The 26,169-nt window shown below is 42.7% G+C and carries 27 protein-coding genes and 2 tRNA genes; 15 read left to right on the plus strand and 14 right to left on the minus strand.

All coding sequences use genetic code 11. From position 1 onward, the window contains the following. Window positions 1-393: 393 nt before the first annotated feature. From AC1HJP_RS18365 to AC1HJP_RS18385, 5 genes are all read right to left on the minus strand, one after another. Entirely contained in the window at window positions 394-765 is a 372-nt protein-coding gene (locus AC1HJP_RS18365) for a hypothetical protein (protein WP_480363022.1), read from the minus strand. An 11-nt stretch (window positions 766-776) separates the two neighbouring features. Beyond that, window positions 777-1,298 (minus strand): hypothetical protein, encoded by a 522-nt coding sequence (locus tag AC1HJP_RS18370; RefSeq protein ID WP_480363023.1) that lies wholly within the window; start codon window positions 1,296-1,298, stop codon window positions 777-779. Between the two features lie 247 nt (window positions 1,299-1,545). Then, window positions 1,546-1,638, minus strand: a tRNA-Ser gene (locus tag AC1HJP_RS18375). A gap of 17 nt (window positions 1,639-1,655) precedes the next feature. Next, window positions 1,656-1,746, minus strand: a tRNA-Ser gene (locus tag AC1HJP_RS18380). Between the two features lie 163 nt (window positions 1,747-1,909). Beyond that, entirely contained in the window at window positions 1,910-2,053 is a 144-nt protein-coding gene (locus tag AC1HJP_RS18385) for a hypothetical protein (RefSeq protein WP_390448602.1), read from the minus strand. Window positions 2,054-2,280: 227 nt separating this feature from the next. Here AC1HJP_RS18385 and AC1HJP_RS18390 point away from each other — a divergent pair, with 227 nt between their 5' ends. Continuing rightward, window positions 2,281-3,099: a diacylglycerol/lipid kinase family protein gene (locus AC1HJP_RS18390; protein ID WP_480363024.1), complete on the plus strand. Its 819-nt coding sequence runs from the start codon at window positions 2,281-2,283 to the stop codon at window positions 3,097-3,099. A gap of 60 nt (window positions 3,100-3,159) precedes the next feature. Here AC1HJP_RS18390 and AC1HJP_RS18395 read toward each other — a convergent pair whose 3' ends face one another. Further along, window positions 3,160-3,948, minus strand: coding sequence for a YggN family protein (locus AC1HJP_RS18395; protein WP_421965610.1), 789 nt, complete (start codon window positions 3,946-3,948; stop codon window positions 3,160-3,162). Between the two features lie 270 nt (window positions 3,949-4,218). Between AC1HJP_RS18395 and AC1HJP_RS18400 the strand changes: the two genes are divergently transcribed. Next, complete coding sequence (locus AC1HJP_RS18400; RefSeq protein ID WP_480363025.1) at window positions 4,219-4,401, plus strand: PA3496 family putative envelope integrity protein; 183 nt, start codon at window positions 4,219-4,221, stop codon at window positions 4,399-4,401. Window positions 4,402-4,547: 146 nt separating this feature from the next. After that, window positions 4,548-5,195 (plus strand): cytochrome b/b6 domain-containing protein, encoded by a 648-nt coding sequence (locus AC1HJP_RS18405; RefSeq protein WP_480363026.1) that lies wholly within the window; start codon window positions 4,548-4,550, stop codon window positions 5,193-5,195. A 74-nt stretch (window positions 5,196-5,269) separates the two neighbouring features. Here the strand turns inward: AC1HJP_RS18405 and sthA are convergent, their stop codons facing one another. Both sthA and AC1HJP_RS18415 read right to left on the minus strand, forming a co-directional pair. Next, a complete protein-coding gene (sthA, locus tag AC1HJP_RS18410) occupies window positions 5,270-6,658 on the minus strand; it encodes a Si-specific NAD(P)(+) transhydrogenase (RefSeq protein WP_480363071.1) in 1,389 nt (462 codons plus the stop codon). A gap of 93 nt (window positions 6,659-6,751) precedes the next feature. Continuing rightward, complete coding sequence (locus AC1HJP_RS18415; protein ID WP_480363027.1) at window positions 6,752-7,879, minus strand: acyl-CoA desaturase; 1,128 nt, start codon at window positions 7,877-7,879, stop codon at window positions 6,752-6,754. A 103-nt stretch (window positions 7,880-7,982) separates the two neighbouring features. On the opposite strand from AC1HJP_RS18415, the gene fabR reads away from it, so the two are divergent. The 7 genes from fabR to AC1HJP_RS18450 all read left to right on the plus strand — a co-directional run bounded on the left by fabR (window position 7,983) and on the right by AC1HJP_RS18450 (window position 14,921). Beyond that, window positions 7,983-8,609 carry an HTH-type transcriptional repressor FabR gene (gene fabR, locus AC1HJP_RS18420; protein WP_480363028.1) on the plus strand — a complete coding sequence of 209 codons (627 nt, stop codon included), beginning with the start codon at window positions 7,983-7,985 and terminating at the stop codon, window positions 8,607-8,609. Between the two features lie 445 nt (window positions 8,610-9,054). Then, entirely contained in the window at window positions 9,055-10,602 is a 1,548-nt protein-coding gene (gene leuA / locus AC1HJP_RS18425) for a 2-isopropylmalate synthase (protein ID WP_480363029.1), read from the plus strand. After that, window positions 10,599-11,675, plus strand: a complete 1,077-nt coding sequence (gene leuB / locus AC1HJP_RS18430) for a 3-isopropylmalate dehydrogenase (protein ID WP_480363030.1) — start codon at window positions 10,599-10,601, stop codon at window positions 11,673-11,675. The genes leuA and leuB overlap by 4 nt, the downstream gene beginning before the upstream one ends. 51 nt (window positions 11,676-11,726) lie before the next feature. Further along, window positions 11,727-13,127, plus strand: coding sequence for a 3-isopropylmalate dehydratase large subunit (gene leuC / locus AC1HJP_RS18435; protein WP_480363031.1), 1,401 nt, complete (start codon window positions 11,727-11,729; stop codon window positions 13,125-13,127). Further along, entirely contained in the window at window positions 13,127-13,726 is a 600-nt protein-coding gene (leuD, locus tag AC1HJP_RS18440) for a 3-isopropylmalate dehydratase small subunit (protein ID WP_480363032.1), read from the plus strand. The genes leuC and leuD overlap by 1 nt, the downstream gene beginning before the upstream one ends. Before the next feature lie 87 nt (window positions 13,727-13,813). Further along, the gene (locus tag AC1HJP_RS18445) at window positions 13,814-14,404 is read left to right on the plus strand and encodes a hypothetical protein (protein ID WP_480363033.1); all 591 of its coding nucleotides are present in this window, start codon (window positions 13,814-13,816) and stop codon (window positions 14,402-14,404) included. A 91-nt stretch (window positions 14,405-14,495) separates the two neighbouring features. Then, on the plus strand, window positions 14,496-14,921 hold the full coding sequence (locus AC1HJP_RS18450) for a globin family protein (RefSeq protein ID WP_480363034.1): 426 nt from the start codon (window positions 14,496-14,498) through the stop codon (window positions 14,919-14,921). A 6-nt stretch (window positions 14,922-14,927) separates the two neighbouring features. Here AC1HJP_RS18450 and AC1HJP_RS18455 read toward each other — a convergent pair whose 3' ends face one another. The 5 genes from AC1HJP_RS18455 to AC1HJP_RS18475 form a co-directional block, all read right to left on the minus strand. Then, window positions 14,928-15,287 carry a hypothetical protein gene (locus AC1HJP_RS18455; protein ID WP_349285160.1) on the minus strand — a complete coding sequence of 120 codons (360 nt, stop codon included), beginning with the start codon at window positions 15,285-15,287 and terminating at the stop codon, window positions 14,928-14,930. 52 nt (window positions 15,288-15,339) lie between these two features. Continuing rightward, the gene (locus AC1HJP_RS18460) at window positions 15,340-15,720 is read right to left on the minus strand and encodes a hypothetical protein (RefSeq protein WP_480363035.1); all 381 of its coding nucleotides are present in this window, start codon (window positions 15,718-15,720) and stop codon (window positions 15,340-15,342) included. After that, window positions 15,720-17,411 carry a S41 family peptidase gene (locus AC1HJP_RS18465; protein WP_480363036.1) on the minus strand — a complete coding sequence of 564 codons (1,692 nt, stop codon included), beginning with the start codon at window positions 17,409-17,411 and terminating at the stop codon, window positions 15,720-15,722. Before AC1HJP_RS18465 ends, AC1HJP_RS18460 begins: the two co-directional genes overlap by 1 nt. A gap of 88 nt (window positions 17,412-17,499) precedes the next feature. Beyond that, window positions 17,500-18,132 (minus strand): endonuclease, encoded by a 633-nt coding sequence (locus AC1HJP_RS18470; RefSeq protein ID WP_480363037.1) that lies wholly within the window; start codon window positions 18,130-18,132, stop codon window positions 17,500-17,502. Between the two features lie 125 nt (window positions 18,133-18,257). Beyond that, window positions 18,258-18,965, minus strand: coding sequence for a hypothetical protein (locus AC1HJP_RS18475; RefSeq protein ID WP_480363038.1), 708 nt, complete (start codon window positions 18,963-18,965; stop codon window positions 18,258-18,260). A gap of 242 nt (window positions 18,966-19,207) precedes the next feature. Between AC1HJP_RS18475 and AC1HJP_RS18480 the strand changes: the two genes are divergently transcribed. From AC1HJP_RS18480 to AC1HJP_RS18500, 5 genes are all read left to right on the plus strand, one after another. Further along, window positions 19,208-19,588, plus strand: coding sequence for a hypothetical protein (locus tag AC1HJP_RS18480; protein WP_480363039.1), 381 nt, complete (start codon window positions 19,208-19,210; stop codon window positions 19,586-19,588). Between the two features lie 256 nt (window positions 19,589-19,844). Further along, complete coding sequence (locus AC1HJP_RS18485) at window positions 19,845-21,659, plus strand: assimilatory sulfite reductase (NADPH) flavoprotein subunit (RefSeq protein WP_480363040.1); 1,815 nt, start codon at window positions 19,845-19,847, stop codon at window positions 21,657-21,659. Window positions 21,660-21,713: 54 nt separating this feature from the next. Further along, window positions 21,714-23,432 carry an assimilatory sulfite reductase (NADPH) hemoprotein subunit gene (gene cysI / locus AC1HJP_RS18490; RefSeq protein WP_480363041.1) on the plus strand — a complete coding sequence of 573 codons (1,719 nt, stop codon included), beginning with the start codon at window positions 21,714-21,716 and terminating at the stop codon, window positions 23,430-23,432. A 48-nt stretch (window positions 23,433-23,480) separates the two neighbouring features. Beyond that, window positions 23,481-24,221, plus strand: a complete 741-nt coding sequence (locus AC1HJP_RS18495; protein ID WP_480363042.1) for a phosphoadenylyl-sulfate reductase — start codon at window positions 23,481-23,483, stop codon at window positions 24,219-24,221. A 218-nt stretch (window positions 24,222-24,439) separates the two neighbouring features. Then, the gene (locus AC1HJP_RS18500; RefSeq protein ID WP_480363043.1) at window positions 24,440-24,970 is read left to right on the plus strand and encodes a DUF4124 domain-containing protein; all 531 of its coding nucleotides are present in this window, start codon (window positions 24,440-24,442) and stop codon (window positions 24,968-24,970) included. Window positions 24,971-25,033: 63 nt separating this feature from the next. Here AC1HJP_RS18500 and AC1HJP_RS18505 read toward each other — a convergent pair whose 3' ends face one another. Continuing rightward, window positions 25,034-26,119, minus strand: coding sequence for a metallophosphoesterase (locus AC1HJP_RS18505; RefSeq protein WP_480363044.1), 1,086 nt, complete (start codon window positions 26,117-26,119; stop codon window positions 25,034-25,036). Window positions 26,120-26,169 lie beyond the last annotated feature (50 nt).

Here is a 26,169-nt window from a genome sequence, read left to right on the forward strand (position 1 = left end):
GACGCCCTTAACTCCAGCTAAAATGGTTTATCTCACCTTGCGCGAAAAGAATGTCAGCGTTTCACGCTGTGTCATTACCCTTTCGCACGATATTCACCTTGCGCAAAAGAACCGTACTCACTACGTTCGTTGTCGGTAACCTTTTGCACTATATTTGAAACAAGCTTAACTAATGGCTATGCTTAAGAGGTATTTAGAAAAGGTTTGATGTGTGTCGCTATACTTAATTTATTTACTTGTTATGTTTGCTTTATTCGGTACATCAGCGAGTTATTTTGCGCGTTTTATTTATCGCTATTGGGTTCATAAAGATATGGATCAAATGCTGATCTATAAAGCTGGGGGGTGTGCCCTATTGATAATGACATTGTCAGCAATAGGGGCTCTGCTATTTTAGTTACTTATTGTGAAGCTTTCACACTTGCTCTTAATGCATAGAGATTGAATAGGGAGCACTTGTTTGCAAGTTTCATCAGGGGTTTGTCTTTCGTTCAGTATTCGCTCTTGTGCAGTTTCAGCATCAGCTAGGCGCTCAACTTCACTTTCATCAACATTCTTAGTCGAAAACACAATATAGTTACTTGGGCCACCACACGCAGCTCTCTCACCCACACCGATTACTTTACATTGAAAGCTTGCCTCACAGCTTAGATCAGCCACATAAGCTTTCAGGGTGTTGCTCTCTTTGTTCTGAGTACCTGTTGAGGACTGACAGCCTGTTAACATGAGCAGAGTTGATGTAACTAGGGCCAAAACTGTTTTCATGTATGTTCCTTTTATTGAGCGATATAAGTACTGCCGCTTAGTGTAACACACTTGTTATTGATACATTGTGTCGCTGGCTTAGTTAACATGGCACAGATGCTTTGCATACCTGTTTGCGCATTATAAAGACTTTCGTACTTTGTCAGTTTATCTGCAACAGCTTTGGCTGTTTCATCAGTTGTAGTTTTAGTTGAGAAAAGCATATAGTGGCTAGGGCCACCACAAGCTCGGTTGCCAGCAGCTATTACCTTACATTGCGTATTGGAGTCACACTCATTATTTTTTTCTATTGCACTTATGTCAGCTCTAAGTGAGTTTAAAGTTTCTTGAGATACCTTTTCTAAACCCAGCTCAGCTTTATCTACTTTTGAAAGCTCGGTTACTTTCGGTGCAGACGCAGGCTTTTCTTCCGATGTAGAGGTCACCTTTTCAGCGCTTTGTGGTTTTGTCTGTTCGGTATTATTCATTTCATCAGTTTGACCACAGGCTGATAAAACGAATAACACAGCTGTGAAAATAGTGGCTTTTTGCATAACGTGTTTCGCTCTTTTTTCAATCAGTTTGCATGTTATTGATCATTTATTCAAGCATAGTGAAAATGAACCTGTTATGTAGAACAGTGACTTAATATATTGATAATGCACTTCCTATTTAGTCGCTTTACTCACGTTAAAATAGTTTGTTGAATTAAGAGAAGAGATATAAATCTTTTATGGTATTTGATGTGACTAAAATTCAGGCATAAAAAAACCGCTGTTAAGCGGTTTTAATACAAGTTAATGGCGGAGAAGGAGGGATTCGAACCCTCGATAGGGCTACAAACCCTATACTCCCTTAGCAGGGGAGCGCCTTCAGCCACTCGGCCACCTCTCCGGCGCAAACTTTAAATATGGCGGAGAGATAGGGATTTGAACCCTAGATACGCTATTAACGTATGCCGGTTTTCAAGACCGGTGCTTTCAACCACTCAGCCATCTCTCCATGGGCAAAGATAATACTCAGCGATTATGCTGCTGTAAATAGCTTTTGATTTGTTTGCTTAAAATTTAACCCAAAATTAAAGAAAAAATTCTTTTTTTAGCTCTGATAGCCACATCGGTTAAATTGTGTATAGTGAAATCATAAAGATAAGCGCTTTAAACGGTTACTTATATTGAGCCATATGAGCCGTCGACAGTTTTTGAGCGCAGACTGCAAAAAGAGACTGCCAGCTAAAGCTTGGCTTTTTAGTAGTTGATTTCTTTAAGCGAGGTTGCGTGTTGCTGCACGCCGCAGCTGTCTGGATCATGATGAGCTCCTAAGTTATGTAATTGAGTAGTGCTTGATTGAGTGTATTTTGCATTCGATTTGATTAATTTAAAAACAATAAAAATTACTGTTTTCGGATAAGTTTTTCTAATGTATTTTATTCTTCATTATGATTTTTGAATAGTTATTCTTATCTGTTTTTCAATATCTAAGGGCTTTTTCGGTTCTTTGTGAATAATTATTTAATAAGCTAGGTTAATTAATTTTATGCTCGTTGTTGTGAAACCAAGTGATTCGCCTTTTATCGAAGCGCAGGTTCAATGGATAAAAGAAGAATGTGTAAAAAGAGGGCTCAAGAATCAGTGGTTCTTTACATCAGGGGGTTTTGAGACAGATCTCACCGCTATCAAGCAAAAGCTAGCAGAAGTAGAAACGGTTGTTGCAGTTGGCGGTGATGGTACATTGCATTTGGTCGCGAATGCATTGGCGAATTCACCTGTTTCGCTTGCTGTGCTACCAGCTGGCACGGGTAACGATTTTGTGAGGCAGTTCGCCTATTCTCAACAGCAATGGCGAGCCTTGGTTTTTTCTGAATCTTATAGGTTATTAGATTTAGGTAAAGTCAATCAGCGCTTTTTCATTAATGTTGCAGGCATAGGGTTTAATGCTGCAGTTGTAAAAGATATGAATACGTTCCAAACCCGTCATAAGCTGAGCTATATTTTTGCGGGCATTAAGCACTTACTTAGCTTTAAACATACTTCATCTCATGACCCCTCTCTGATGCGTGTATTTGCAAATGGTCAGTTTTTTGCTGCAGGCTTAAAAGTAGCGCCGAGTGCTAGGGTTGATAATGGCAAACTATTAATGCTGCATTTTAGGGCTGAGTCTTTACTGAGTAGACTTTGGAGCTTTTTACTGATGCTAGTACATCAGCATGAAACGTCATCTCATCTTGAGGTGAGTGAGTTGATGGAGTATGAAATCTCTGATCCTGATCTGTTAATTGAAGCTGATGGCGAAATAATAGGAGAGACACCCGCAGTCGTTAAAGTCTGTCGAGGCGCACTTAAGGTGAGGTTATAAAAAGAGCTGGCATTAGCCAGCTCATAAAGGGAGATAATTAATACTGTAATCTAATAATGCTTATTTAGATTTAAAGTTGAAAAGCTGATAGCCGTTCATTGCTGGGATCTGCGCAACTAAATTTGTCTCTGCATGTGCAATACCTTCAAATTTATCGCATAAGCCATTTGCTTGTTCTTCAATTTGCTTTGCTTGTAACTGCACTTTTTCTTCAATTTGTTTGCCCATGTTTTCCATGCGCGTTTCAAAGCTTTCCATGTCGCCGCCTGAGCTGACCATTTCAGAGCCGACCATCATTAAGATACTACCGATTGATTCCATCATGGCTGATTCGACTGCTTCTTCTATGTGAGTTTCAAAGTGATTATCAAAATTTTCTCCGAACTCATGAAAGGTCTTTTCGCCCATGACAAATGCACCTTGTTGATAGAAGGTATCACTGATCTCAACGTGTAGTTCATCCATCAGACCGTTAAGAGACTCTAGTCCTTGTAGGTTGAACGCTTGTGCTACTTCATCCAATGCAACACCAGCAAGCTTTACGCCGTCAAGAGCGATGTTTGCCACTTGTGGTAGTTGTACTCTGAGTGAATCAGCATAATTCGCTAAGGCTGTTTTTTGATCGTAGGTTAGGGTGATTGCTTGTCCATCAACATAAAGCTCACCATAGCTGTCAATTGTTAGTTGCTTATTATTCTCTGCAGTGATCTGCAATTGATTTGGTGTGATGCGAACATCATTCTGGAAATCGACTTGACACTGATCGCTGCTAATTTGAATACCGTGATCTTCATGAGCGATTGCTGAAGTACTTAAAATTAGCGTTGTTGCTAGCATAAACTTTTTCATAATTATCATTCCTGTTGATAGACTCGATGATTACTTATCAAGATGAATGCCAAAAATTAAAGCCATTTAAATTCAGTCTCTTATGTTTTTTGTTTTCTTTTTGTAAGTGTGCTTATAGCTAAAATAAAAATGAAAGTGGTTTATTTAACCAATTATTACGATTTTTAACATTGTGCTCTCCGTGCTAAGTCGCATCGTAAAGTTTGCAAACCTAAAAAATCGAGCTAATTATTAATTCAGTATTGTGCTTATAGTTATGAGGTTGTCACCATGCGTAATTCCTTTTCTGAAGATGCGCCTATTGATGATGAGTTTGGTGCGGAGTTAGATGATTTAAATACAGAGTCTTCTAGCATTCAAAAGCGCCGTGCTCGAAAAAGGTTAGAAGATTATTTTGAACAAAAGCGCTTACGCGAAAGCTTAGGTGATGATGAGTTTGGAGATATTGATTAAACAAAGCGCACTGTTTGTAGCTAGTTTTCTCCGCTTAAGGTCAAAGTCAGTGCTGGAAGTAACTCTGCGTTAAATCTCAACTATCTAGACACGCTCCCGCAGTACGTCATAATGGTGCGCACGGCATAAAATAGTTTGAGATTAATATGGGCAAAGTTAAGGTTTGGGATGGCTTTATTCGAGGCTTTCACTGGTTGTTGGTTATTGCGTTAGGTGTGTTGTATATCAGTGGTGAAGAAGGCTGGTTAGAGTTGCACTTTGTTACAGGTTACGTGTTGTTAGCACTGATGTTAGCCCGATTAATTTGGGGTGTAATTGGTAGTGAAACAGCCAGGCTAAGCAAGTTGATTAATCACCCGACAAAGGTTGTTAATGCATTAAAAGGCAAAGAAGACAGGGTAGGCCACAATGCTGCGGGAAGTCTGATGGTTGTGCTGTTTTTTGTGTTGATCCTTCTGCAACTTGTCACTGGGTTATTTACGACAGATGATATTCTTGTTGATGGCCCACTAGTTCGGTATGTCAGCTATGATCTTGTTGAGTTAGCAGGGTCAATACACCACAGTAATATCGATTTTATAATTGCCGCAATTGCATTACATATTTTGGCTATCATTGCCTATCGCTTTAAAGGTAAAAACCTCATCAAAACGCTTTTAACGGGAACAGTAGAATCAAGCTTGCAACAGCCAAAAATGAAGGCTGGTTGGATAGCTTATATCATCTTTGCTCTGTTAGCGGCGGTATTAATTTTCTTGTGGGGCATGGAACCTTTAAGTCAATTGATGGCATAGGCGAATACTGAAGTGAATAAAAAACCCGATAAACTCAACTTATCGGGTTTTTGCATTTTTATGTGGTGAGCTACTTAGTCACTTAATCGGTTTAAACCATTCAATGCTGCTACGCGATAGGCTTCAGCCATGGTTGGATAGTTAAAGGTGGTATTAACAAAGTACTCGATGTTATTACCCGGGCCTTTTTGTTCCATAATTGCCTGGCCGATGTGAACGATTTCTGAGGCGCGCTCACCGAAGCAGTGAACACCTAAAATCTCTTTTGTCTCCGAATGGAATAGCAGCTTCAAGCTACCTACTTGTGTGCCTGTGATTTGCGCACGTGCAAGGTGTTTAAACTGTGCTCTACCGACCTCGTAAGGAATTTTAGCAGCTGTTAGCTCTTGTTCTGTTTTGCCCACTGAACTCATTTCAGGAATGGTATAAATACCTGCTGGAATGTCATTGATTAGTTTCTCGTTACAACTACTTGAAACTATGGCTTTAGCTGCGATACGGCCTTGGTCAAATGCGGCACTGGCTAAGCTAGGATAACCAATCACGTCACCAACGGCATAAATGTTATCGATTTCGGTTTGGTAGCACTCATTTACTTTCAATTGTCCGCGGCCATCGGCTTTTAGGCCTACAGCGGCAAGATTGAGCTTATCTGTATTACCGGTTCTGCCATTGGCAAATAAAATGCAATCGGCACGTACGCGTTTTCCTGATTGCAGATGCAGTACGACACCATGTTCATGTGGTTCAACTTTGGCAAACTCTTCATTATGGCGAATAACAATGCCACTATTCCAGAAGTGATAACTTAGTGCATCAGAGATCTCTGCATCCATAAACGCCAGTAATCTATCGCGGGTATTGATCAGATCAACTTTTGCACCTAGACCTTTAAAGATAGAAGCATACTCACAGCCAATAACACCGGCACCATAGATTAAAACGCGCTGAGGGTCATGCTCTAGACTTAAAATGGTGTCACTGTCATATATTCTAGGATGAGAGAAATCGACACCAGGTGGACGGTATGGGCGTGAGCCTGTGGCAATCACAATAATCGGTGCCGTGATCACTTCATAAGAGCCATCTGCATGTGTCACTTTAATTGAGTAACGGTCAATAAAGCTGGCATCACCTTGAAATAACTCAATGCGGTTTCTGTCATAAAAGCTGCTGCGCAGGTTTGATTGCTTAGAGATCACATTACTGGCATGGCTAAGAATATCGCCAAAAGTTAAACGTTGCGGTTTTTCAGTGAGGCTGAAAAGTGGGTTTTGTTTATATTCAATTAAGCGACTGACAGAGTGTCTGAGTGCTTTTGAAGGAATAGTGCCCCAGTGAACGCAACCCCCACCAACCGCTTTATGGCGCTCGATAACGGCAACACGTTTGTGGCTTTTAGATAGGTTCATGGCGGCGCCTTCACCGCCAGGGCCTGAACCTATAATAATGGCGTCATACATAAATGACGCCGGCTTGTCTGTATTTGATTCTGCTTTTTGTTTGGCCACAGCCCCTCCTCAACTTGCGAGTTGGCTATCACCGAACAAATTGATTTAAGCGTTCGATAATAGCCTTGCATTTAGTGCTAACCATGCTTGTTTTTGCGTTTGCCAAGCAGCTTCAAGTTCTTTGTATTGCTTGGCAATTGCCGAAGTATCACATTGCTCACGCATGGAATCAGCTTTTGCTTCTAATAACTGCTTTTGTGCCGCACAAAAGGTTTGTAACTTTTTTAGAAGCAAATCATATTCTTGTTGTAACAATGTAAGCTGATCTTGGGCTAAAGGCAATTTTGCCAGCTTAACTTTAGTCTTAAGTAACAAGGTTTCAGCTTTGGCTTTTTCGATACGCTCGACTGGTGTGCGTTTGAGTTTGCTGGCAAGGCCGACTGCCGCAAATGCACGGATCATCCATTTTGTTGGGTCGTAGTGGTACCAACGAATACCATTGCGATAGTCACTGGCAAAAATATGGTGGAAATTGTGATAGCCCTCACCATAGGTGAACAATGCTAAAAAGCCATTATCACGGGCGGTATTTTTTTCAGTATATGGGCGAGAGCCCCAAATATGCGCCAGTGAGTTGATAAAGAAAGTAAAGTGCTGACTTAATACCAGCCTTAATACACCTGCCAATAATAACATACCAATAATGTCACCAAACAGTGCACCTAGCAGTAATGGAATCCCCACATTCGTTAGTAACACAAGTTTCATGTAATGACGGTGTTGAAACATCACGATAGGGTTGCGTTGTAAGTCTCTGGCATTGCTGTAGTCGCCATAGTTTTTACCTTGGTAGTCACGCAACATCCAACCAATGTGGCTATACCAAAAGCCATTGGTTGCGGCATAAGGGTCTTTAACAGGATCATCGACTTGACCATGATGAACACGGTGGTCGCTACTCCAATGTAATGCGCTATTTTGCAGTGCGAATGCGCCACCTAGTGCAAATATCCATTGCACTGCCGGGTGAGCTTCATATGTTTTGTGCGCCCATAAACGGTGGTAACCGGCGGTGATTGATAAACCGGCATAAAACATACAGGCAACAAAAGCGATCCAAGTGCTGGTTTCAAAACCATGGGTTATTCCATACCACGGCACTAGGGTAATGGCTGCCAGAAATGACAGGGCAAAAAATAAAACATTTGTCCAAATGAGAGGGGGTTTTTTCATCTTAAAAAATCTCAGCGTACACTTGTACGCTAAAATAGTATTTCATTCTCATCACGTCAAGTATTAGACTGCACAAGTTATCGATAAACTCTAGGGAGAAAATATGTCAGGTGTTCGTGCACAACAAAAACAAAAAACCCGACAAGCCTTGATTGTAGCTGCATTTAACCAGCTCAGTGCGGAGCATAGTTTTTCTAATTTGAGTTTAAGAGAAGTGGCAAGAGAAGCGGGCATTGCACCAACTTCGTTTTACCGACACTTTAAAGACATGAATGAACTCGGTTTAACCATGGTTGATGAAGCGGGTTTAACATTACGCCAATTGATGCGACAAGCACGCCGTCGAATAGCAAGTGGTGGCAGTGTGATCAATACTTCTGTGCTGACTTTTATGGAATTCATCGATACGTCGAGTAACCAATTTAGATTGTTGTTACGAGAGCGCTCAGGCACATCAAAAGCATTTCGTGCAGCAGTCGTTCGTGAAATCCAACATTTTATTTTAGAGCTTGCGCATTATTTAGAAGCTGAAACCCCATGCGATGCGAATCATGCTTATATGCAAGCAGAAGCCATGGTGACCTTGGTGTTTAATGCCGGAGCTGATGCACTTGATCAAGACGCACAACAACGAGAAGAATTAACCGAACGTCTGATTTGGCAGTTGCGTTATATCGCCAAAGGCGCGAACCATTACGGCACACATCAAGTAAATTCAAAGCCTTCATAAAAAAATCATACAAAAATTAATCTACTCGATTGTTTACTGTTCAAATTTAAAAAGACCCTTAACTTTTATGTTTAAGGGTTTTTTTATTCTTATTTCAAACGCAATTTGCTTTTTGATTTCTTTCTTGATTCTGTTTTTGCTGTTTTGTTGAATTGTTTATGCTTGATTTTAAGTGTGCAGGCATGTTAAAAATCGCATCAGTTACAGCATAAATACAAAACATGCAGAATAAGAAATGAAAAAGTTCACACAATTGTCACTGCTATTAAACCTCTTACTGATCAAGTATCGGTGCGGGGCGGTGTGCGTGTGAAATGCAGCATAACGAAAACCCCGCACATTGCGGGGTTTTTTGTTTTTGCACTGTTATCTAATGACTGATTAAAACTATTTGCTTATAGCGATGGTGTTCAAAGGGCGATACAAAGGGGTGAGGAGCTAAGGTATGAATGATAAAGTTTGGATTTTTGATACAACATTAAGAGACGGTGAGCAGGCGCTAAAGGCGAGCTTAACTGAAGATGATAAAGTACAGCTTGCACATGCCATTAGCCGACTTAATGTGGATGTCATGGAAGTCGGTTTCCCGGTTTCAAGCCCCGCAGATTTTCGAGCAGTACAGCGCATCGCCACTGAAATTAAAGGCCCGGCGATTTGTGGTTTGGCACGCGCTGTGGCAAAAGACATCGAAGCCTGTGGTGAAGCATTACGTCCAGCAGAGCAAAGCCGTATTCATACCTTCATTGCAACCAGCCCTTTACACCTTGAGCACAAGCTACGCATGAGCCTAGATGATGCAACTGCGATGGCGGTGAAATCAATCAAGCTAGCCCGTAATTACACCGATGACGTGGAGTTTTCGTGTGAAGATGCCGGTCGTACACCGCATTGGGATTTATGTCGTATTGTCGAGCAAGCAATTAAAGCAGGCGCTTCAACCATCAACTTACCTGATACCGTGGGCTATGTGACGCCTGACGAGTATGCGGCGATGATCCACCATTTAATGAATAACGTGCCAAATATCGACCAAGCGCGTTTAAGTGTACATTGTCATAACGACTTAGGTTTGGCGGTGGCAAACTCGATTGCTGCAGTACAAGCCGGTGCGCGACAAATCGAATGTACGATTAATGGTATTGGTGAGCGAGCGGGTAACTGTTCGTTAGAAGAAGTGGCGATGATTATGAAGATGCGTCACGACCATTTAGGTGTTTACACCGATATTCGCAGCGAAGAGATTTACCGCGCTTCACGTCAAGTTGAAACCATTTGTAATATGCCTGTGCAGCCGAATAAGGCCATTGTCGGCGAAAATGCCTTTGCTCACAGCTCAGGCATTCACCAAGATGGTGTGTTAAAAGCACAAAACACTTACGAGATCATGGCTCCAGAAACAGTGGGCGTACCAAACAATCAATTAAATATGACCTCGCGTTCAGGTCGCCATGTCATTGAGCATCGCTTAGAAGAGTTAGGTTATCAAAAGTCTGATTATGACATGGATAGCTTATATGACAGCTTCCTAGCGCTAGCGGACCAAAAAGGCACAGTCTATGACTATGACCTAGAAGCCATGATCTACTTTAATCAGATCAGTGATAAAGACGAAACCTACCAACTTGAGTTTGTAAACTCAGCTTCAAATTCACAATCAGTTGCCAGTTCGACCATTGGCATGACAGTAGGCGGACAATCAAAGCAAGAAGCTGCCACGGGCAATGGCCCGGTCGAAGCCTCATTCAAAGCCATTGAACGTATTACGGGCATGGCGGTTGAAGTGATTGAATACAACCTAGATGCCACAGGCCAAGGTGCAAGCTCACTTGGTCAGGTAAATATTATTGCGAAATACGATGGTCGCCAATATCACGGCGTCGGCCTTGCTGCCGACATCGTAGAAGCTTCAGTACGCGCCATGATCCGCGTATATAACTTAATTGACAGAGCACAAAAAGTGTCTGACTTAAAACAACAAAGGAAAGCAGGATGAGCCAACAAAGTTACCAAGTCGCCGTTTTAGCTGGAGATGGCATCGGCCCTGAAGTCATGTCTGCCGCCGAGCAAGTACTAGATGCGGTTAGCGCAAAGTTTAATTTTACGCTAAAGCGTGAGCACCATGCCATTGGTGGTGCTGCCATTGATGAATTTGGTGCGGCGCTTCCTGACTCTACTTTAGCGGCATGTGAAAAAGCAGATGCCATTTTATTTGGCTCAGTAGGCGGTCCTAAGTGGGAGCATTTACCGCCAAATGAGCAGCCAGAACGTGCGTCTTTACTGCCACTTCGTAAGCACTTTGGTTTGTTCTGTAACTTGCGTCCAGCACAGTTATTACCAGCATTGAGTGCCGCATCTCCTCTACGAGCAGATATCAGTGCGCAAGGCTTTGATATTTTATGTGTGCGCGAGTTAACAGGCGGTATTTATTTTGGTGAAAAAGGCCGTGAAGGCGAGGGGGGGAGTGAAGCCGCATTCGACACGCAACGTTATTCTCGCGCTGAAATCGAGCGCATCGCGCGTTTTGCATTCGAAGCAGCGCGTCTGCGTAGTAACCATGTTACCTCAGTAGATAAAGCCAATGTATTGGCATCAAGCGTACTATGGCGTGAAGTTGTCACTGAAGTGAGCAAAGACTACCCAGAAGTGACGCTTGATTATATTTATGTAGACAACGCAGCAATGCAATTGGTGAAGCAGCCAAGTCAATTTGATGTGTTACTTTGCGACAACTTGTTTGGCGATATCTTGTCAGATGAATGCGCGATGATCACAGGCTCTATGGGCTTATTACCATCGGCCAGTTTAAACCAGTCAGGCTTTGGTTTATATGAGCCTGCAGGTGGCTCGGCGCCAGATATTGCAGGTAAGGGCATTGCAAATCCGATTGCACAAATTTTGAGTGCGGCCTTAATGCTTCGTTATTCTTTAGGGCAAGATGAAGCGGCACGCACCATTGAGAAGGCCGTGGCAGAAGCCGTTGCTGCAGGTGTTGGCACGCCAGATATTTACCCACAAGGTGGTTACACCACACAAGACGTTGCACAAGCAATCGTTTCACGTATTTAATTTTGGCTTATGGCTGCACCGTCATGCAGCCAAGATAAGAGGATGTAGCAAGTGGCTCAGACCTTATACGATAAAATTTGGCAATCTCATGTGGTTGCACAAATCAATGAACAAACCGACTTACTTTATATTGATCGACACTTAGTACATGAAGTGACATCACCACAGGCATTTGCAGGGCTGCGCGAGAATAACCGTAAAGTTCGTTGCCCTGAGAAAACCTTCGCGACCATGGATCATAACGTTTCGACCAAGAGTCGTTCGTTAGATGCCGCAAGTGAAGTATCGAAAAACCAATTAATGGCACTTGCGCAAAACTGTAAAGACTTTGGTATTGAGCTGTATGACTTAAACTCGATTAACCAAGGGATTGTGCATGTCATGGGTCCTGAACAGGGGATCACCTTACCGGGGACTACAATTGTATGTGGTGATAGCCATACCTCAACACATGGTGCATTTGGAGCCTTAGCACATGGTATTGGCACGTCTGAAGTAGAGCACGTATTAGCAACGCAAACACTACAGCAGAAAAAAGCCAAATCATTGAAGATCCAAATTAATGGTGTGCTGCGTCCAACCGTGACCTCAAAAGATTTAATCTTAGCTGTGATTGGCAAGCTAGGTACTGCTGGTGGTACGGGCTATGTGGCAGAGTTTTGTGGCGAAGGTATCGAAGCGTTGTCAATGGAAGCGCGTATGACGCTTTGTAATATGAGCATCGAAATGGGTGCCAAAGCGGGCTTAATCGCGCCAGATGAGACGACGTTTGCGTATCTTGAAGGGCGTCCGTTCGCACCAAAAGGAGATGATTTCAAAGCTGCTGTTGAATATTGGCAGACACTGAAATCAGATGAGAATGCGCAGTTTGATTTAGTGGTTGAACTCGATGCGCAAGATATTCAACCACAAGTGACTTGGGGCACAAGCCCAGAGCAAGTTATTGGTATTGATGAACTAGTGCCAAACCCAGACAAAGAAGCCGATTTAATCAAAGCTGATGCCATGCGTGCAGCTTTGAAGTACATGGGTCTTGAAGCGGGTCAGAAGTTATCTGATGCAAAAGTCGATACCGTATTTATCGGCTCTTGTACTAACAGCCGCATTGAAGACTTGCGTGCAGCCGCTGAAATTGTCAATGGCAAACAGGTTGCAACGGGTGTTGAAGCCTTGATAGTACCGGGTTCTGGTCTAGTAAAACAGCAGGCAGAGCAAGAAGGCTTAGCTGATATTTTCAAAGCGGCTGGATTTGAATGGCGTGAGCCTGGCTGCTCTATGTGTCTTGCAATGAACGATGACAAGCTGGGTGCTGAAAAGCGCTGTGCCTCGACCTCTAACCGTAATTTTGAAGGTCGTCAGGGTCGCGGTGGTCGCACTCACTTAGTGAGTCCTGCGATGGCAGCGGCTGCGGCAATAGCTGGTCACTTTACAGATATTAGAGGAGCGGTGTAATGGCGGTTTATCATCAAGGTTTATTGGCACCTTTAGACAAAAATAACGTCGATACCGATCAAATTATTCCAAAGCAGTTTTTAACTTCAACCAGTCGTGACGGCTTTGATAAAGCGCTGTTTTATGACTGGCGCTATTTAGATGATGGCAGTGCAAATCCTGACTTTGTGTTAAACGCTGACTGTTACCAAGGCGCTTCGGTATTATTAACGCGTGATAACTTTGGCTGTGGCTCATCTCGTGAGCATGCACCTTGGGCATTAAAGCAGTATGGGTTTACTGTGATCTTAGCGCAAAGTTTTGCAGATATTTTCTTTAACAACTGTGGTAATAACCAGATGTTGTGTATCGCGCTATCGGCTGACACATTAGACAGCCTGTTTGCGATTGCCGAACAGCATCAAGATATTCAGGTTGAAATTGATTTAGAAAATCAGCAGATCCGCAGTCAGTACTTCGATGCCATCGACTTTGATGTGCGTTCAGATATTAAAGCGCGTTTATTAAGTGGCTTAGATTTTATTGGTGAGACTGAGCAATTGAATGCGCAAATTGATGCGTTTGAAGCTAACTTAGCCGCTGATCGCCCTTGGCAATAAAACTAATAATTTAACGTTAATCGCGTTTTTTTGCATACAACCAGAGAGCTGACTACTCTCTGGTTTTTCTTTTTTAGGACAAGCATAATGAAAAAAAGCCTAGCCGTTCTTGCGCTACTTGTTAGTGGCTCAGCCATCGCGCGCCCAGCGCCACTGGTATCAATTCCAACCCATGATGCATTCTTCGATAAAATTGCAGCGCATTGTGGTAAAGCGTATCAAGGTAAAGTAACCCTAGATAACCAAGGCCCGAGCAAGTTTAATGAAGCTAAGCTAGTGATGCATGTGCGTCGTTGCAATGAAAAAGAACTACAAGTGCCTTTTCATGTTGGAAAAGATGCATCTCGTACTTGGATCATCACCAAAACAGGCAGTGGATTAAGTTTGAAGCACGACCACCGTTTAGAAAATGGCGATGATGACCCGTCAACCATGTATGGCGGCCATACAGTCGATGCTGGCTTTGCAAACGTGCAGTCTTTCCCTGCTGATCAGTATTCAAAAGAGTTATTTGTGAGCCAAGGCATTCCTCAGTCAATGGGCAACACATGGCAGATGTATATTTACGACGACAAGTTTACTTACCGTTTAGTGCGTGAAGGTCGCGAGTTTAGAGTTGACTTTGATTTAACGAAACCGATCACACCGCCAAAAGCACCTTGGGGTTATAAAGACTAGTCTTAATTCGCTTTTTGACACTATTGCGACTAGCTTTAGAACTATTGTGATGGTGTCGAATAGCTCGGCATCTGCCAACATGAGGTTAGTTATGTCGATCACCGAAAGGCAAAAAAAGCTAGTACAACGTAGTTTTGTTCAAATAGAGCCTCATGCAGAAGAAGCCGCAGCGCTTTTCTATCAAACCCTTTTCCAATACGATCCGTCACTCAAGCAGCTATTTAAAAGTGATATTAAAAGCCAAGGGCAAAAGTTAATGATGACCTTGCGTGTGGCAGTGAGGGGGCTTGATGATATAAATGCGCTGGTGCCCGTACTTCACCAATTGGCTGAACGGCATGTGGGGTATGGGGTGCAGGCCAAAGACTTTACTCCGGTAGGCAATGCGCTTTTATATACTTTAAAAATGGGGTTAGGGGATGCTTGGACGCCTGAATTGCGCCAAGCATGGGTTGATACGTTTCGAATGATTGCAACCGTGATGAAGGCGCATGCTTTTAATAGCTCAGCGCAGTAAAGTGTATTATCTGGGCACGCATTTTACTTCGGCTTGCAGATCTGGCTGATAAGCGCGAGGGTGAGTCGGTAATCTTTCAAAGTCTTGCACGCCTTTTTGCAAGGTCAATTGTGCATTCATGCCTTGGCAAAGCTTTTCTGAATGTCTTAATAAAAATACGCTTTGTCGTGTGAAATGTGCGTAATCATCTGAGCGGATCTTTAAGAAGTAGTGGTCATCGCTGAATTTAGTTTGTTCATAATGGATTTTGTGATCAAAGTCATATATTTTTTCAGGCTTACCTAATGGTGTCGGCGTGTGATGACAAGCGGTAAGTAGCCCGGTTAGTGCCCCAAAAGCCAATAATTTAATCCATTGTATTTTCATAACAGCCCCAAAATTGATGAGTTGGCGAGGTCCATACGCCTCTAAAAGCGGATTATTCTACCATGGGTTGGCAAGAAACGCTTTTGAGTAATACAAACTGTGCAGTCTTGGGATAGAAAAGCACACAGCCTGTTTCTCTTAGTTGTAGCACAAACCGCTGAACAGTCAGTGAATGTGCACCTAGAATAGGGTTTCCTGCATCATCAGTTGAGCGGCCATGTTCTAGCAATAATTCGCTATTGTTAAGGAAAACCGTATCAGACAACAGCGGTGCGACTCCGCCTTTTAGTGAAACGATGGCTTGCTGTAATTCCGCTTTCATGGTCGGGGTGGTGTGTTTTATAACCGCTGGAATAGGCTTTGTTGGTTGGGTGTGTGCACACCCAACCAACAATGTTACGCCCAAAAGTAGGGTAACGAGTCTGCAGTGCATTACTGCTCTTTCACCTTAATATCGACCATGCTATTGCGCATTGGGTGAAATGGCTGAGAGATATTAAGGCTGTCATCTAACACTGTTTTCTGCATGCTTGGCGCACGGTTGGCGGTTTCTTTTGCCACAACAGGGCAAGCGCCAGTTTCAATATGTGTTAGCGCCGCAGCTAGCATACCTTCTTGCTTGTCACCAAGCTGTTTAGAGAAGTCATCGGCGACATTACAGCCAGGTACTCTTGCAGATAGGCCAGCTTCAGAGTTTTCGTTTTCAACTGGGATAAAGCCGTCAGCGTAATCACCAAACTCTTTGGCGTTTGCGCCTTTAAATTGCACGGTATAGTAAACTTCGCCACAGTTTGGAGTTGGGGTAAAGCCGTATGGCTTACCGCATGTTTGACCACCAATCAGAACCACATTTACATCAATACCGCGCAAGCCATTGATCAATGATTCACTGGCAGAACAAGTGCCTGCACTTGAAAGTATATACACGGTATCTAAGCTGACGCTTGGTAAGATTTGGTTGGTATAAACTCTCTCGTTCCAATCGATTTTGCGATTTTCAAACGTATAATAATCTTCTTCAGTGCTAGCCGCTTCAATTTTGTCGTTGCGCAGCGTACGGCTGAACACCTTGGCATTATTTTGAGCGCTCTTAGCAGCTCCGTTATTTTCACTTGCTCTTGTTTGCTCTTCACCGGCTACCATATAACCAAGCTGAGCAGACATTACGACTAAGCCACCACCGTTGTAGCGCATGTCGAGTACAAGCTCGTTGATGTTCTCATCTGAAAATTGCTGGAATGCTGTGGCGAGCGGATCTTGACCAACAGAAATAAATTGGTTGAATTGTACATACCCCACTTTTTTGTCAGCGTGTTGTATCACTTGTGCATTTTGAACAGGGGTTGATTGTACATCACCAGCCGTCATTACAATCTCGATAGGGTTCTCTTCACCCTCACGCTGAATAGTAAAGGTGTGCTCTTCACCAGCTTTAGGTAGTAGACCTGCATTTAGGTTATCTACACCAGCCGAATCAGAGGTATTTATATCTGTGCCATTAATAGCTATAACTGTGTCACCTCGAAGCAAACCTGCTTTGTCAGCTGGAGAGCCGTCTTGTGTGAAAGCAGCTCTAAGCACACGAGGCGGGGTGGTACTGATGAATGCCCATCTTACGCCATAACCAGACACAACGCCTGATTGTGCTTCTTTTTTAAAGTCATCGTAACTCTCAGAGTAATGGAATTGGTCTTTTGCCTTACCTGAGTCGGTAATCGCGGTCGTTTTTAACTGTGCGAAATACTCACCAACTGAATCAAATGATTTAGGGTCGTTGTCTTCTACTTCGTCATACCAAAGATAAGTTTCGTTGGTATACGAGCGTAAGAACATTTTTTCATGCATTTCAGTCCCTGCTTTATCAGGGTAAGGTGCGTTTTCGTATGGGTCAGTGCCAACGCGAGGCGTTTTACATTGATTAACAAAACTGCTCGAAGGATCGTACTTATTTAGCGTCCAAGTAGGCTCTGTTACTGTTCCACCAGTGCTTCCTGTGTTTGTTGAAGGTGTTGTAGGTGTTGCTGTTTGTTGATTTTCGTTATTTGAGCTACCACCGCCACAACCAACCAATACTGTTGCAGATAAAGCAAGCGCAATGCTGAAGCTTAATGTATTTAGTTTCATAATATATTCCTATCACATCGTGTGTGATCAAAATACCAACAAGTGTTTGTAAACACAATTGGTACAACTTGATAAAGCAAATTTAATGCTAATTGTACCCGTACTTTTTTTGCCAAGATGTAAATAATTGTTGCTGCTTTTTAGATAACTTCAACCCATAAGTGCTCTGCATATAAAAGTAAGCATCTGCAATGCGCTTTTTGGCAAAACCAGGCGGCTCTACTGTGCGGGCTTTAAAATCGACTTTAACAGGGCAAGCACCATGCTTTAATGCAGTATTAGGCAACATACCAAAGCGATAATTACTTCTGTCACCATTTATTTCACCAATAGCGGGTGCTAAATTGTTTATATCAGCTTCCATTTTGCGAAATTTAGCGCTGACCTTTCTGCAATTTTTCCTGCCACCATCTTGCCAGCACTTTAGCTGGTGGCCAAACTCCCATGCCGACACAATATGCTCCCATTCAATACGCTTGGCGCGGCTGTTTGGTTTGCCTGCATGGGTATAGGGTTTTCTCGGTTCATAACCACAACTGTTTGCATCAGGAATGAGCTTTTTACCTTGGCGCTTGATCTTACAACCGCAGTAAAGCGTTGTGGCATTTTGAGGTAAGGTTTTATTGAGGTATTTTTTGGCTTGTGAAAAACTTGAAAATTCTTTGCCAATAGTTGGCGGGCTCAGCAACAGCAAAGCCATTAACGCGAATAGCGGGCGCATTTCTCTCACCTAAGTGGACTACAGAAAAATGCACTATATCACCGCAATAAAGGCTTTGAAATTATCTTGTTGATTGCAATAGTCTTATTAAAATAATGCTTTAGTTTGTTAGAGCAGAAGATATATTAAGTTGCTTTGTTTCTGCGCTTTCGCCAAGGCGGAGCTTGGAATAATAAGAAAATACCAGAGAGACAAAACAGCACACTGACAACAGAAAAGCTAATGAGCAGCGGGTTATTAAAGTCTTCTCGCTCGTCATAGTCCATAATGTGTAGCATCCAGAAAAAATCAAAAATACGCCAAATGGTGCTTCTTACGGTAATGATTTGCCCGCTTTGCGCCTCTAAATAGAGTGTTGTACTACACCAGTCGTTGTAAGTGACTACCCAGACGTTTTCTTTGTAGCCGATTTCTCTTGGGCCTTTAGCTAACAATTGAACAGCACTGATTTCGCCATTGCCTAAATAGTGAGCGTCGGATTGTTGCTTGATCAAAGCTTCGCTTGGTGCAGTTAATGGTTTACCAGTAATACCGTTAAACCAGGTCGTTTTATCACCTTGCACTTTAATAACGGGTATCTCTAATAGGTGCTTGAACGCAATACTTGAAAGTGCACCTTGGCTTTTTGTAATGAGATTCAAATCTACGGAGTAATCGGCCCGCTTAAATGGATTATCGAGCTGACGGTGAGCTAAGTGTTTGCCATGAACTTTTTCAAGCGGAATGGCACTCATGACAAACCCGCCTAATAACCAAGCGAATATTTGAATGGCGAGTAGGTAGCCAAGCCATTTGTGTATTTTTCGAATGGGTTTAAATGCTGTTTTTGTCATTATTTTTATCCAAGCAAATGAGAAAAGCGCTCAGTGTACCTAAAAAGGTTTCTCTGTCACTGCGACAAATTGTCTCAGCCTAAAAGTCGTATTAAATCTTGTTTAGTAGATAAGAACAATATTTGTTCAGTTTTAAAATGCGTTAGCGGTAGCAACCATTCGGTGAGTTAGTTACACTTGTCTATATTAAGTATCGCTTTGTTACACCTTAAAAAATATAGCTTAAAAAGAGAACAGTCATAATGTCAGAAATCCAATTCTTAAATGTAGACCTAGAGCTTGAATCAAAACAGGATATTAGTGCCTTGGTAGACGATTTAAAGAAGAACGCTATGGTGCTGCACTATGATAAAGATGACTATCGTCATTTAGCGCGCATTGAAGCCAACGCTGATGTGGTAAGTCCTGATAAAGCGATTAATCATTTATGTGAGCTAATAGAGTCTTGCTCTAAAAGCGCGCTTAAGCAATGGTTATCTTGCTCTAAGCGTACTTTTGATATTGGCTTTAACTCAGGCTCTGCACCTAAGTGTTTCTCTCAGCCAATTAGCGCCGATACGCTACTGAGAATTTCGGCGATTGGCGCGGGAATTGAAATCACTATTTATCCAGTCGAAAGTTAAGCTAGCTTGAATTTAACAAAAAACGCGATTTTGGGTTTCCAAAATCGCGTTTTTTTGTTTTTGAGCAAAATTTTCTTAAAACTGTTTTTAATGGTGTTTTTGCTCTTTGATAACCAAATGGAATAACAAAGCAGATCTAATTCTTTATCCTTGGCAACGCAAATCAGTATGCTTCAGCCTTAGAAAACCTTACTTCGAGTAGAAGTATTTCAGCAAGCAAACTAAGCAGACGGTTTAGGGTTAGGGGATAGATTCCATGTTGTTAAGTCAACTTAGTGCCGCGGCAAGCCCGCTGACACAAGAGCAAGTGCAAAAATTACAAGGTTTAGTGGCCGAGCTAAACCCAATTCAGCAAGCTTGGGTAAGTGGTTACCTAGCTGCAAATGCAAATACAGCTGCATTAAGCGGTGTAGTGGGCGGTCAAGCGCCAGCTGCAGGCGAAGCGGCTGCACTCACCATTCTATATGGTTCGCAAACTGGTAATGCCAAAGGCGTTGCTAACCAGCTAAAAGCGGCTGCAGAGGCGAAAGGCCTGGCGGTTAAGCTGGTGAACATGGCTGACTACAAACCTGCTCAACTTAAGAAAGAAAAGTTTATTGCTGTTGCTGTTTCTACTTATGGCGAGGGTGAGCCACCTGAAGATGCTGAAAACCTACACGCATTCTTAGCTTCGAAAAAAGCACCTAAGCTAGATGGCGTTAAAGTTGCGGTTATCGGTCTAGGTGATTCAAGCTACGAATTCTTCTGCCAAACGGCGATCGATTTTGAAGAGCGTTTTAAAGCTCTAGGCGCAGAAACGGTTGTTGCTCGCGCTGACTTAGACGTTGATTATGAAGACCAAGCAACAGCTTGGATCGGTGGTGCAGTTGATGCGTTCGAGCCTGAGCTTAAAGCACAGTCACAAGGTTCAGCACAAGTTATTCCTATGGCTGGCTTCGGTGCAGCACCAGCGCAAAGTCAATACACTAAGCAAAACCCATTTGCGGCTGAGCTAAGTGTGGTACAAAAGATCACAGGTCGCGACTCTACGAAAGATGTTCGTCACATTGAGATTTCACTAGAAGGTTCTGACATCACGTATCTTCCAGGTGATTCTTTAGGTGTTTATTTCTTAAATGACGAAGCACTTGTTGATGAAACGCTGGCACTATTAAACATTGATGGCGCGACTGAAATCACATTAGGTGAAGAAACCTTATCAATTCGCACAGCACTTATTGAAAAACTAGAGCTAACTCAGTCTTACCCTGGTTTCGTTGAAAAGTACGCACAAGCGACTAACAACGCAGAGCTATTAAAGCTAGTTGAAGACAAAGCTGCAATGCGTGAATACATCGAAGCACGTCAAATCTTCGATATTATCAAGCAAAACCCAAGCGATATCAGCGCACAAGATTTAGCAAATAGCCTACGTAAGTTACAAGCGCGTTTATATTCAATTGCGTCAAGCCAAGCTGAAGTGGAAGAAGAAGTACACTTAACGGTTGGTTTAGTCGAGTTTGATGCCTTTGGTGAAAAACACTTTGGCGGTTGTTCAGGCTATCTTGCACACCGTGCAGAAGAAGGCGTACAAGTTAAAGTCTTTAGCGAGCATAACGACAACTTCCGTTTACCAAGCGACGATAACGCACCTGTTATCATGGTCGGCCCAGGTACAGGTATCGCACCTTTCCGTGCATTCTTACAAGAGCGTGATGCACGTGAAGCTGAAGGTGAAAACTGGTTATTCTTCGGTAACCCACACTTCACCCAAGATTTCTTATACCAAGTAGAGATCCAAGGTTATGTGAAGTCAGGCCTACTAAACAAAGTAGACCTTGCATTTAGCCGCGACCAAGCAGAAAAAGTATATGTACAAGACCGTATTCGCGAGAAAGGCGAAGAAGTATTTGCATGGTTAGAAAAAGGTGCACACTTCTATATTTGTGGTGACGCTAACCGCATGGCGAAAGACGTTCACCAAGCACTTATCGACATTATTAAAGCCCATGGTGGCAAAGATGACGAGCAAGCTGAAAGCTATCTAAAAGCGCTTCGCAGCAACAACCGTTATCAAAAAGACGTGTACTAGTAGCAAGTGCTAGTACACCACACTGACCGTCACAGTAGAATTTTAGGATAAGCCATGAGCACAGATTACAAACCTAACAGCAAGCTAGACCCAAATGCTAAGTTTGCTGATAACGAAAGACTAAAAACACAAAGTAACTTTTTACGCGGTACCATTGAAGCGGATCTAAAAGACCAACTTACCGGTGGCTTTACAGCGGATAACTTCCAGCTAATTCGTTTCCACGGTATGTACCAGCAAGACGACCGTGATATTCGTCCAGAGCGTACTAAGCAAAAGCTAGAGCCAATGCACAACGTGATGCTTCGCGCACGTATGCCTGGCGGTATTATCACGCCTAAGCAGTGGTTAGCGATTGATGAGTTTGCTGGCGATAAAACCATTTACGGCAGTATTCGTTTAACTACGCGTCAAACATTCCAGTTCCACGGTGTGTTAAAGCCGGGCATTAAAGAAATGCACCAAATGCTTAACAGCGTTGGTATTGACTCTATCGCAACTGCCGGTGACGTTAACCGTAACGTACTGTGTACTACTAACCCAGTTGAGTCTGAGTTACACCAAGAAGCTTACGAGTGGGCAGCGAAGATTTCTGAGCACTTATTACCACACACTAAAGCGTATGCTGAAATTTGGTTAAACGGTGAAAAGACTGAAACAACAGAAGAGCCAATTTTAGGTTCAACTTACTTACCACGTAAGTTCAAAACGACGGTGACGATTCCACCAAACAACGAAGTAGACGTTCACGCGAACGACCTTAACTTTGTTGCGATTGCTGATAGCGGCAAACTGGTTGGTTTTAACGTACTTGTTGGTGGTGGTCTGGCAATGACTCACGGTGATGTAAACACATACCCTCGTAAAGCAGATGATTTTGGTTTTATCCCACTTGAGCACACGCTAAAAATTGCTGAGCACGTCGTATCTGTGCAGCGTGACTGGGGTAACCGTGTTAACCGTAAGAACGCAAAAACCAAGTACACATTAGATACTTTCGGTACAGATGCTTTTAAAGCAGAAGTAGAAAACCGCGCTGGCGTTAAATTTGAAGAAAGCCGCCCGTATGAGTTCACTCACCGTGGTGACCGCATCGGTTGGGTAGAAGGTATTGATGGTAAGCACCATCTAACACTATTTATCCAAAGTGGTCGTATTCTTGATTACCCAGGTCAACCACTTAAAACAGGTTGTCGTAAGATTGCAGAAATTCACCAAGGTGATTTCCGTATGACGGCGAACCAAAACTTAATTGTTGCCGGTGTGCCAGCTGATCAAAAAGACATCATTGAGAAAATCGCGCGTGAGCACGGCTTAATTGACGACTCACACTCAGAGCAACGCTTTAACTCAATGGCATGTGTGGCGTTACCTACGTGTCCACTTGCGATGGCTGAAGCAGAGCGTTACCTGCCAGAGCTTATCGAGAAAACAGAAGCAATTTTAGCGAAGCACGAAATCCCGAATGACGACATCATTATGCGTGTTGTTGGTTGTCCAAATGGCTGTGGCCGTGCGATGTTGGCTGAGATTGGTTTCGTAGGTAAAGGCCCAGGTAAATACAACGTTTACCTAGGTGGTAACCGTGAAGGTACGCGTGTACCTAAGCTTTACCTAGAAAACGTAGGTGAAGACGTTTATCTACCAGCATTAGACGAATTAATTGGCCAGTGGGCTAAAGAGCGTAACGAAGGCGAGTGTTTTGGTGACTTCGCTATCCGTAAGGAAATCGTTGCCGAAGTGAAAGTCTCAAAGACAGACTTCCACGCTTAAAAAACTATTGAGTTGGCAGGCATGATGCCTGCTAACCAAGGAACAAGCATGAGTAATTTTAAACAATTATTAGAGTTAGAAGGCGAAGCGCAAACAGCGTTACTTGCCGAAGCGAATGCTTTGTTAGAGCCAATGACACCGCAACAGCGTGTGGCATGGGCGCTTGAAAACTTGCCCGATACGGCATTTTTATCTTCAAGCTTTGGTATTCAAGCGGCAGTTATGTTGCATTTGGTTTCAACAGAAAAGTCAGATATTCCAGTGGTATTAACTGATACTGGCTATTTATTTCCAGAAACCTACCAGTTTGTAGATTACTTAACAGAGCGTTTAGACTTAAACCTAAAAGTATATCGTTCACCAATGAGTCCAGCTTGGCAAGAAGCTAAGTACGGTAAGCTTTGGGAGCAAGGTCAAGAAGGCATTAAACAATACAACACCTTAAACAAGGTGGAGCCAATGACTCGCGCTATCGAAGAAATTGGTGCAAAAACGTGGTTCAGTGGCTTACGTCGTGATCAGGCATCAAGCCGTGCTGACAAACAAGTACTTGAGATCAGCCGAGGTACTGTAAAAGTGTATCCGATCATCGAGTGGAGCAACCGCGACGTGTATATGTATTTAACCAAGCATGACTTACCTTATCACCCGCTTTGGGACGAAGGGTATGTATCTATGGGTGATGTGCATACTACCCGTAAGTTAGAGCCAGGTATGACAGAAGAAGAAACACGTTTCTTCGGCCTTAATCGTGAGTGTGGTCTACACATTGACGGTGACGGTATCTAAAAGCTCATATTGAAAAGTTCTTATTTAACCTGAATTCAGGTTATTTAAATGGCGAATTGTTAGAAACTAGTCTAAACATACAGCCATTAATAATTTTGCCTTGATGTAAATAAAAAGCACAGGTCTCAAAGCCTGTGCTTTTTTATTCCACATTTCCTATGTAATATTCCTAATTAGCAAACTAAAATAATAAAGAGTCGATACGACGGAGTGTTCTCGTGGGTTATAAAGCATATATGATGATTATGGTGATGTTGATTGGTGTGGCATCATTGTTTGTAATTAAACGTCCTGATGGTCAACCTTACCTGTCTATCGATGCGATTTTCAATAAAGTTGAAAACGATACGCAAAGCTTATTAGATGAATCTAAACGTCATTTAAATAAAGCGGTAGATTACGCTAAACAAGCCACCAGTGATGACAGTAAGGCAACAAAACAGCCGACCATTTATAAATGGCAAGACGAAAACGGTAACTGGATTTATTCAGACCAACCTAACCCAAAAGGCAACAGCCAAACTCACCAGCTTGATCCCAGCAAAGTCACTATCATGGCCGCTGAAGACACGTCAATTTTATATAAAGACAAACAAACCGCTGAGAGTGAGTCACTGAAAGCCAATGCGATGAATCCACAAGATGTCAAAGAGCTGATGAAGAATACTAAGAATATTCAAAAGCTAATGGACGATAGACAAAAACAACTAGATGCTGTTACTGAGGGTAAGAAAGAAAAAGGGAATTAGGTTGTGATATGGGCGAAGTAGCTTTAAGCAGTCTTCGCCTAAGTAAGGTGTGGGTGAACGAAACTATTTCAGCTGCTTTCTTTTACCTTCTAGCGTACCACGCTCATGTTTATCATTTTCAATAAATAAGACTTCACCATATTTACCGCGTTTTATACTGCTGTCGATGGCAATTACTTTACCTTTAAAGCGGGTTTCAATTTTTTTCTGAGAAGTGTGGCCAACAACGATGTGGTTCACATCAAAATGCTTTAATAATAAATCCAGTTCTTCAGCGGTGGCGCCGTCGTCTTTAAAGTAGCCGCGATACCAAATGGGGCCATGGGTTTTATGTAGGTAACGGGCAAAGCCTTCACGTTTTTTCGGCAGTTCTTTTTCAACAAGGTGTGATTTAAAAGTTTTGTTTATGGTGTCTAAAGTAACTTTATCTTCAGCGAGCTGAGGATGAAAACCGCCATGGGCATATAAGTGGTCGTTGATTTTTACCAGTACAGGCTTACTACGCAGCCAGCGACCTAAAATGGTATCTTGATTAAATAACTGATCAAAAGGTGTTTCTAGCAGCTTTTCGGCTTTGTCATATTTAGGATGTAAATAACGCAAGTCGCCATTTAAAACCATGACTTCATGGTTACCTAGCAGCAGATGAATTTTACCACCGGCCAGCTCGGCTTGCTTTTCTAGGTCGTGAATAAACCAAAGGATCTCAGTCACCTTGTCGCCACGGTCAAAAATATCACCTGTAATAACAAAATGGCCATCACCAAACGCCCACTGGTTTTGTGCGTTAATGATGTCATTATTTTTAAGTAAAGTGAGCATCAGCTCATACTGTCCGTGTAAGTCACTGAGCGCCGCTACGCGCTTAACACCTTGGAACTCAATCAACTGCTCATCAAATGTTAGCTGCGAAGTGTTTGCCGTTAAACCGCAATCAGTAAATCCATAGGGCAGGGAGACCCCTTCAAGATTGACCTGTTTGCGTTTAACTTGGTCATTACAAATCCAATTGACTGTTAATGCATTGGTATGCACGTCAATGTATGGACCGTCAGAAATGACTTCTTTGCTGGTCGATTCTGTAGCGCTGATTTGTGAGGCAAATATCAGTGAGGCACACGATGTGATGCGAAAGCGGCTTTTTATCATTATTTTTATCCTGTTCAAATTGGCGAGTGCTCAGTTTTCTTCTTAGAAAA

The sequence above is a fragment of the Pseudoalteromonas sp. NFXS53 genome (assembly GCF_056629255.1).

What these genes read in the sequence shown, in the direction of transcription:
- AC1HJP_RS18400 (WP_480363025.1), top strand. Translation starts at nt 4,219, where the DNA reads ATGCGTAATTCCTTTTCTGAAGATGCGCCTATTGATGATGAGTTTGGT.
- AC1HJP_RS18385 (WP_390448602.1), bottom strand. Translation starts at nt 2,053, where the DNA reads ATGATCCAGACAGCTGCGGCGTGCAGCAACACGCAACCTCGCTTAAAG.
- AC1HJP_RS18395 (WP_421965610.1), bottom strand. Translation starts at nt 3,948, where the DNA reads ATGAAAAAGTTTATGCTAGCAACAACGCTAATTTTAAGTACTTCAGCA.
- AC1HJP_RS18370 (WP_480363023.1), bottom strand. Translation starts at nt 1,298, where the DNA reads ATGCAAAAAGCCACTATTTTCACAGCTGTGTTATTCGTTTTATCAGCC.
- leuA (WP_480363029.1), top strand. Translation starts at nt 9,055, where the DNA reads ATGAATGATAAAGTTTGGATTTTTGATACAACATTAAGAGACGGTGAG.
- AC1HJP_RS18470 (WP_480363037.1), bottom strand. Translation starts at nt 18,132, where the DNA reads ATGCGCCCGCTATTCGCGTTAATGGCTTTGCTGTTGCTGAGCCCGCCA.
- AC1HJP_RS18455 (WP_349285160.1), bottom strand. Translation starts at nt 15,287, where the DNA reads ATGAAAATACAATGGATTAAATTATTGGCTTTTGGGGCACTAACCGGG.
- AC1HJP_RS18480 (WP_480363039.1), top strand. Translation starts at nt 19,208, where the DNA reads ATGTCAGAAATCCAATTCTTAAATGTAGACCTAGAGCTTGAATCAAAA.
- AC1HJP_RS18460 (WP_480363035.1), bottom strand. Translation starts at nt 15,720, where the DNA reads ATGCACTGCAGACTCGTTACCCTACTTTTGGGCGTAACATTGTTGGTT.
- AC1HJP_RS18485 (WP_480363040.1), top strand. Translation starts at nt 19,845, where the DNA reads ATGTTGTTAAGTCAACTTAGTGCCGCGGCAAGCCCGCTGACACAAGAG.
- leuD (WP_480363032.1), top strand. Translation starts at nt 13,127, where the DNA reads ATGGCGGTTTATCATCAAGGTTTATTGGCACCTTTAGACAAAAATAAC.
- AC1HJP_RS18505 (WP_480363044.1), bottom strand. Translation starts at nt 26,119, where the DNA reads ATGATAAAAAGCCGCTTTCGCATCACATCGTGTGCCTCACTGATATTT.
- AC1HJP_RS18475 (WP_480363038.1), bottom strand. Translation starts at nt 18,965, where the DNA reads ATGACAAAAACAGCATTTAAACCCATTCGAAAAATACACAAATGGCTT.
- fabR (WP_480363028.1), top strand. Translation starts at nt 7,983, where the DNA reads ATGTCAGGTGTTCGTGCACAACAAAAACAAAAAACCCGACAAGCCTTG.
- AC1HJP_RS18415 (WP_480363027.1), bottom strand. Translation starts at nt 7,879, where the DNA reads ATGAAAAAACCCCCTCTCATTTGGACAAATGTTTTATTTTTTGCCCTG.
- sthA (WP_480363071.1), bottom strand. Translation starts at nt 6,658, where the DNA reads ATGTATGACGCCATTATTATAGGTTCAGGCCCTGGCGGTGAAGGCGCC.
- AC1HJP_RS18450 (WP_480363034.1), top strand. Translation starts at nt 14,496, where the DNA reads ATGTCGATCACCGAAAGGCAAAAAAAGCTAGTACAACGTAGTTTTGTT.
- AC1HJP_RS18405 (WP_480363026.1), top strand. Translation starts at nt 4,548, where the DNA reads ATGGGCAAAGTTAAGGTTTGGGATGGCTTTATTCGAGGCTTTCACTGG.
- AC1HJP_RS18445 (WP_480363033.1), top strand. Translation starts at nt 13,814, where the DNA reads ATGAAAAAAAGCCTAGCCGTTCTTGCGCTACTTGTTAGTGGCTCAGCC.
- AC1HJP_RS18390 (WP_480363024.1), top strand. Translation starts at nt 2,281, where the DNA reads ATGCTCGTTGTTGTGAAACCAAGTGATTCGCCTTTTATCGAAGCGCAG.
- cysI (WP_480363041.1), top strand. Translation starts at nt 21,714, where the DNA reads ATGAGCACAGATTACAAACCTAACAGCAAGCTAGACCCAAATGCTAAG.
- AC1HJP_RS18495 (WP_480363042.1), top strand. Translation starts at nt 23,481, where the DNA reads ATGAGTAATTTTAAACAATTATTAGAGTTAGAAGGCGAAGCGCAAACA.
- AC1HJP_RS18365 (WP_480363022.1), bottom strand. Translation starts at nt 765, where the DNA reads ATGAAAACAGTTTTGGCCCTAGTTACATCAACTCTGCTCATGTTAACA.
- AC1HJP_RS18465 (WP_480363036.1), bottom strand. Translation starts at nt 17,411, where the DNA reads ATGAAACTAAATACATTAAGCTTCAGCATTGCGCTTGCTTTATCTGCA.
- leuB (WP_480363030.1), top strand. Translation starts at nt 10,599, where the DNA reads ATGAGCCAACAAAGTTACCAAGTCGCCGTTTTAGCTGGAGATGGCATC.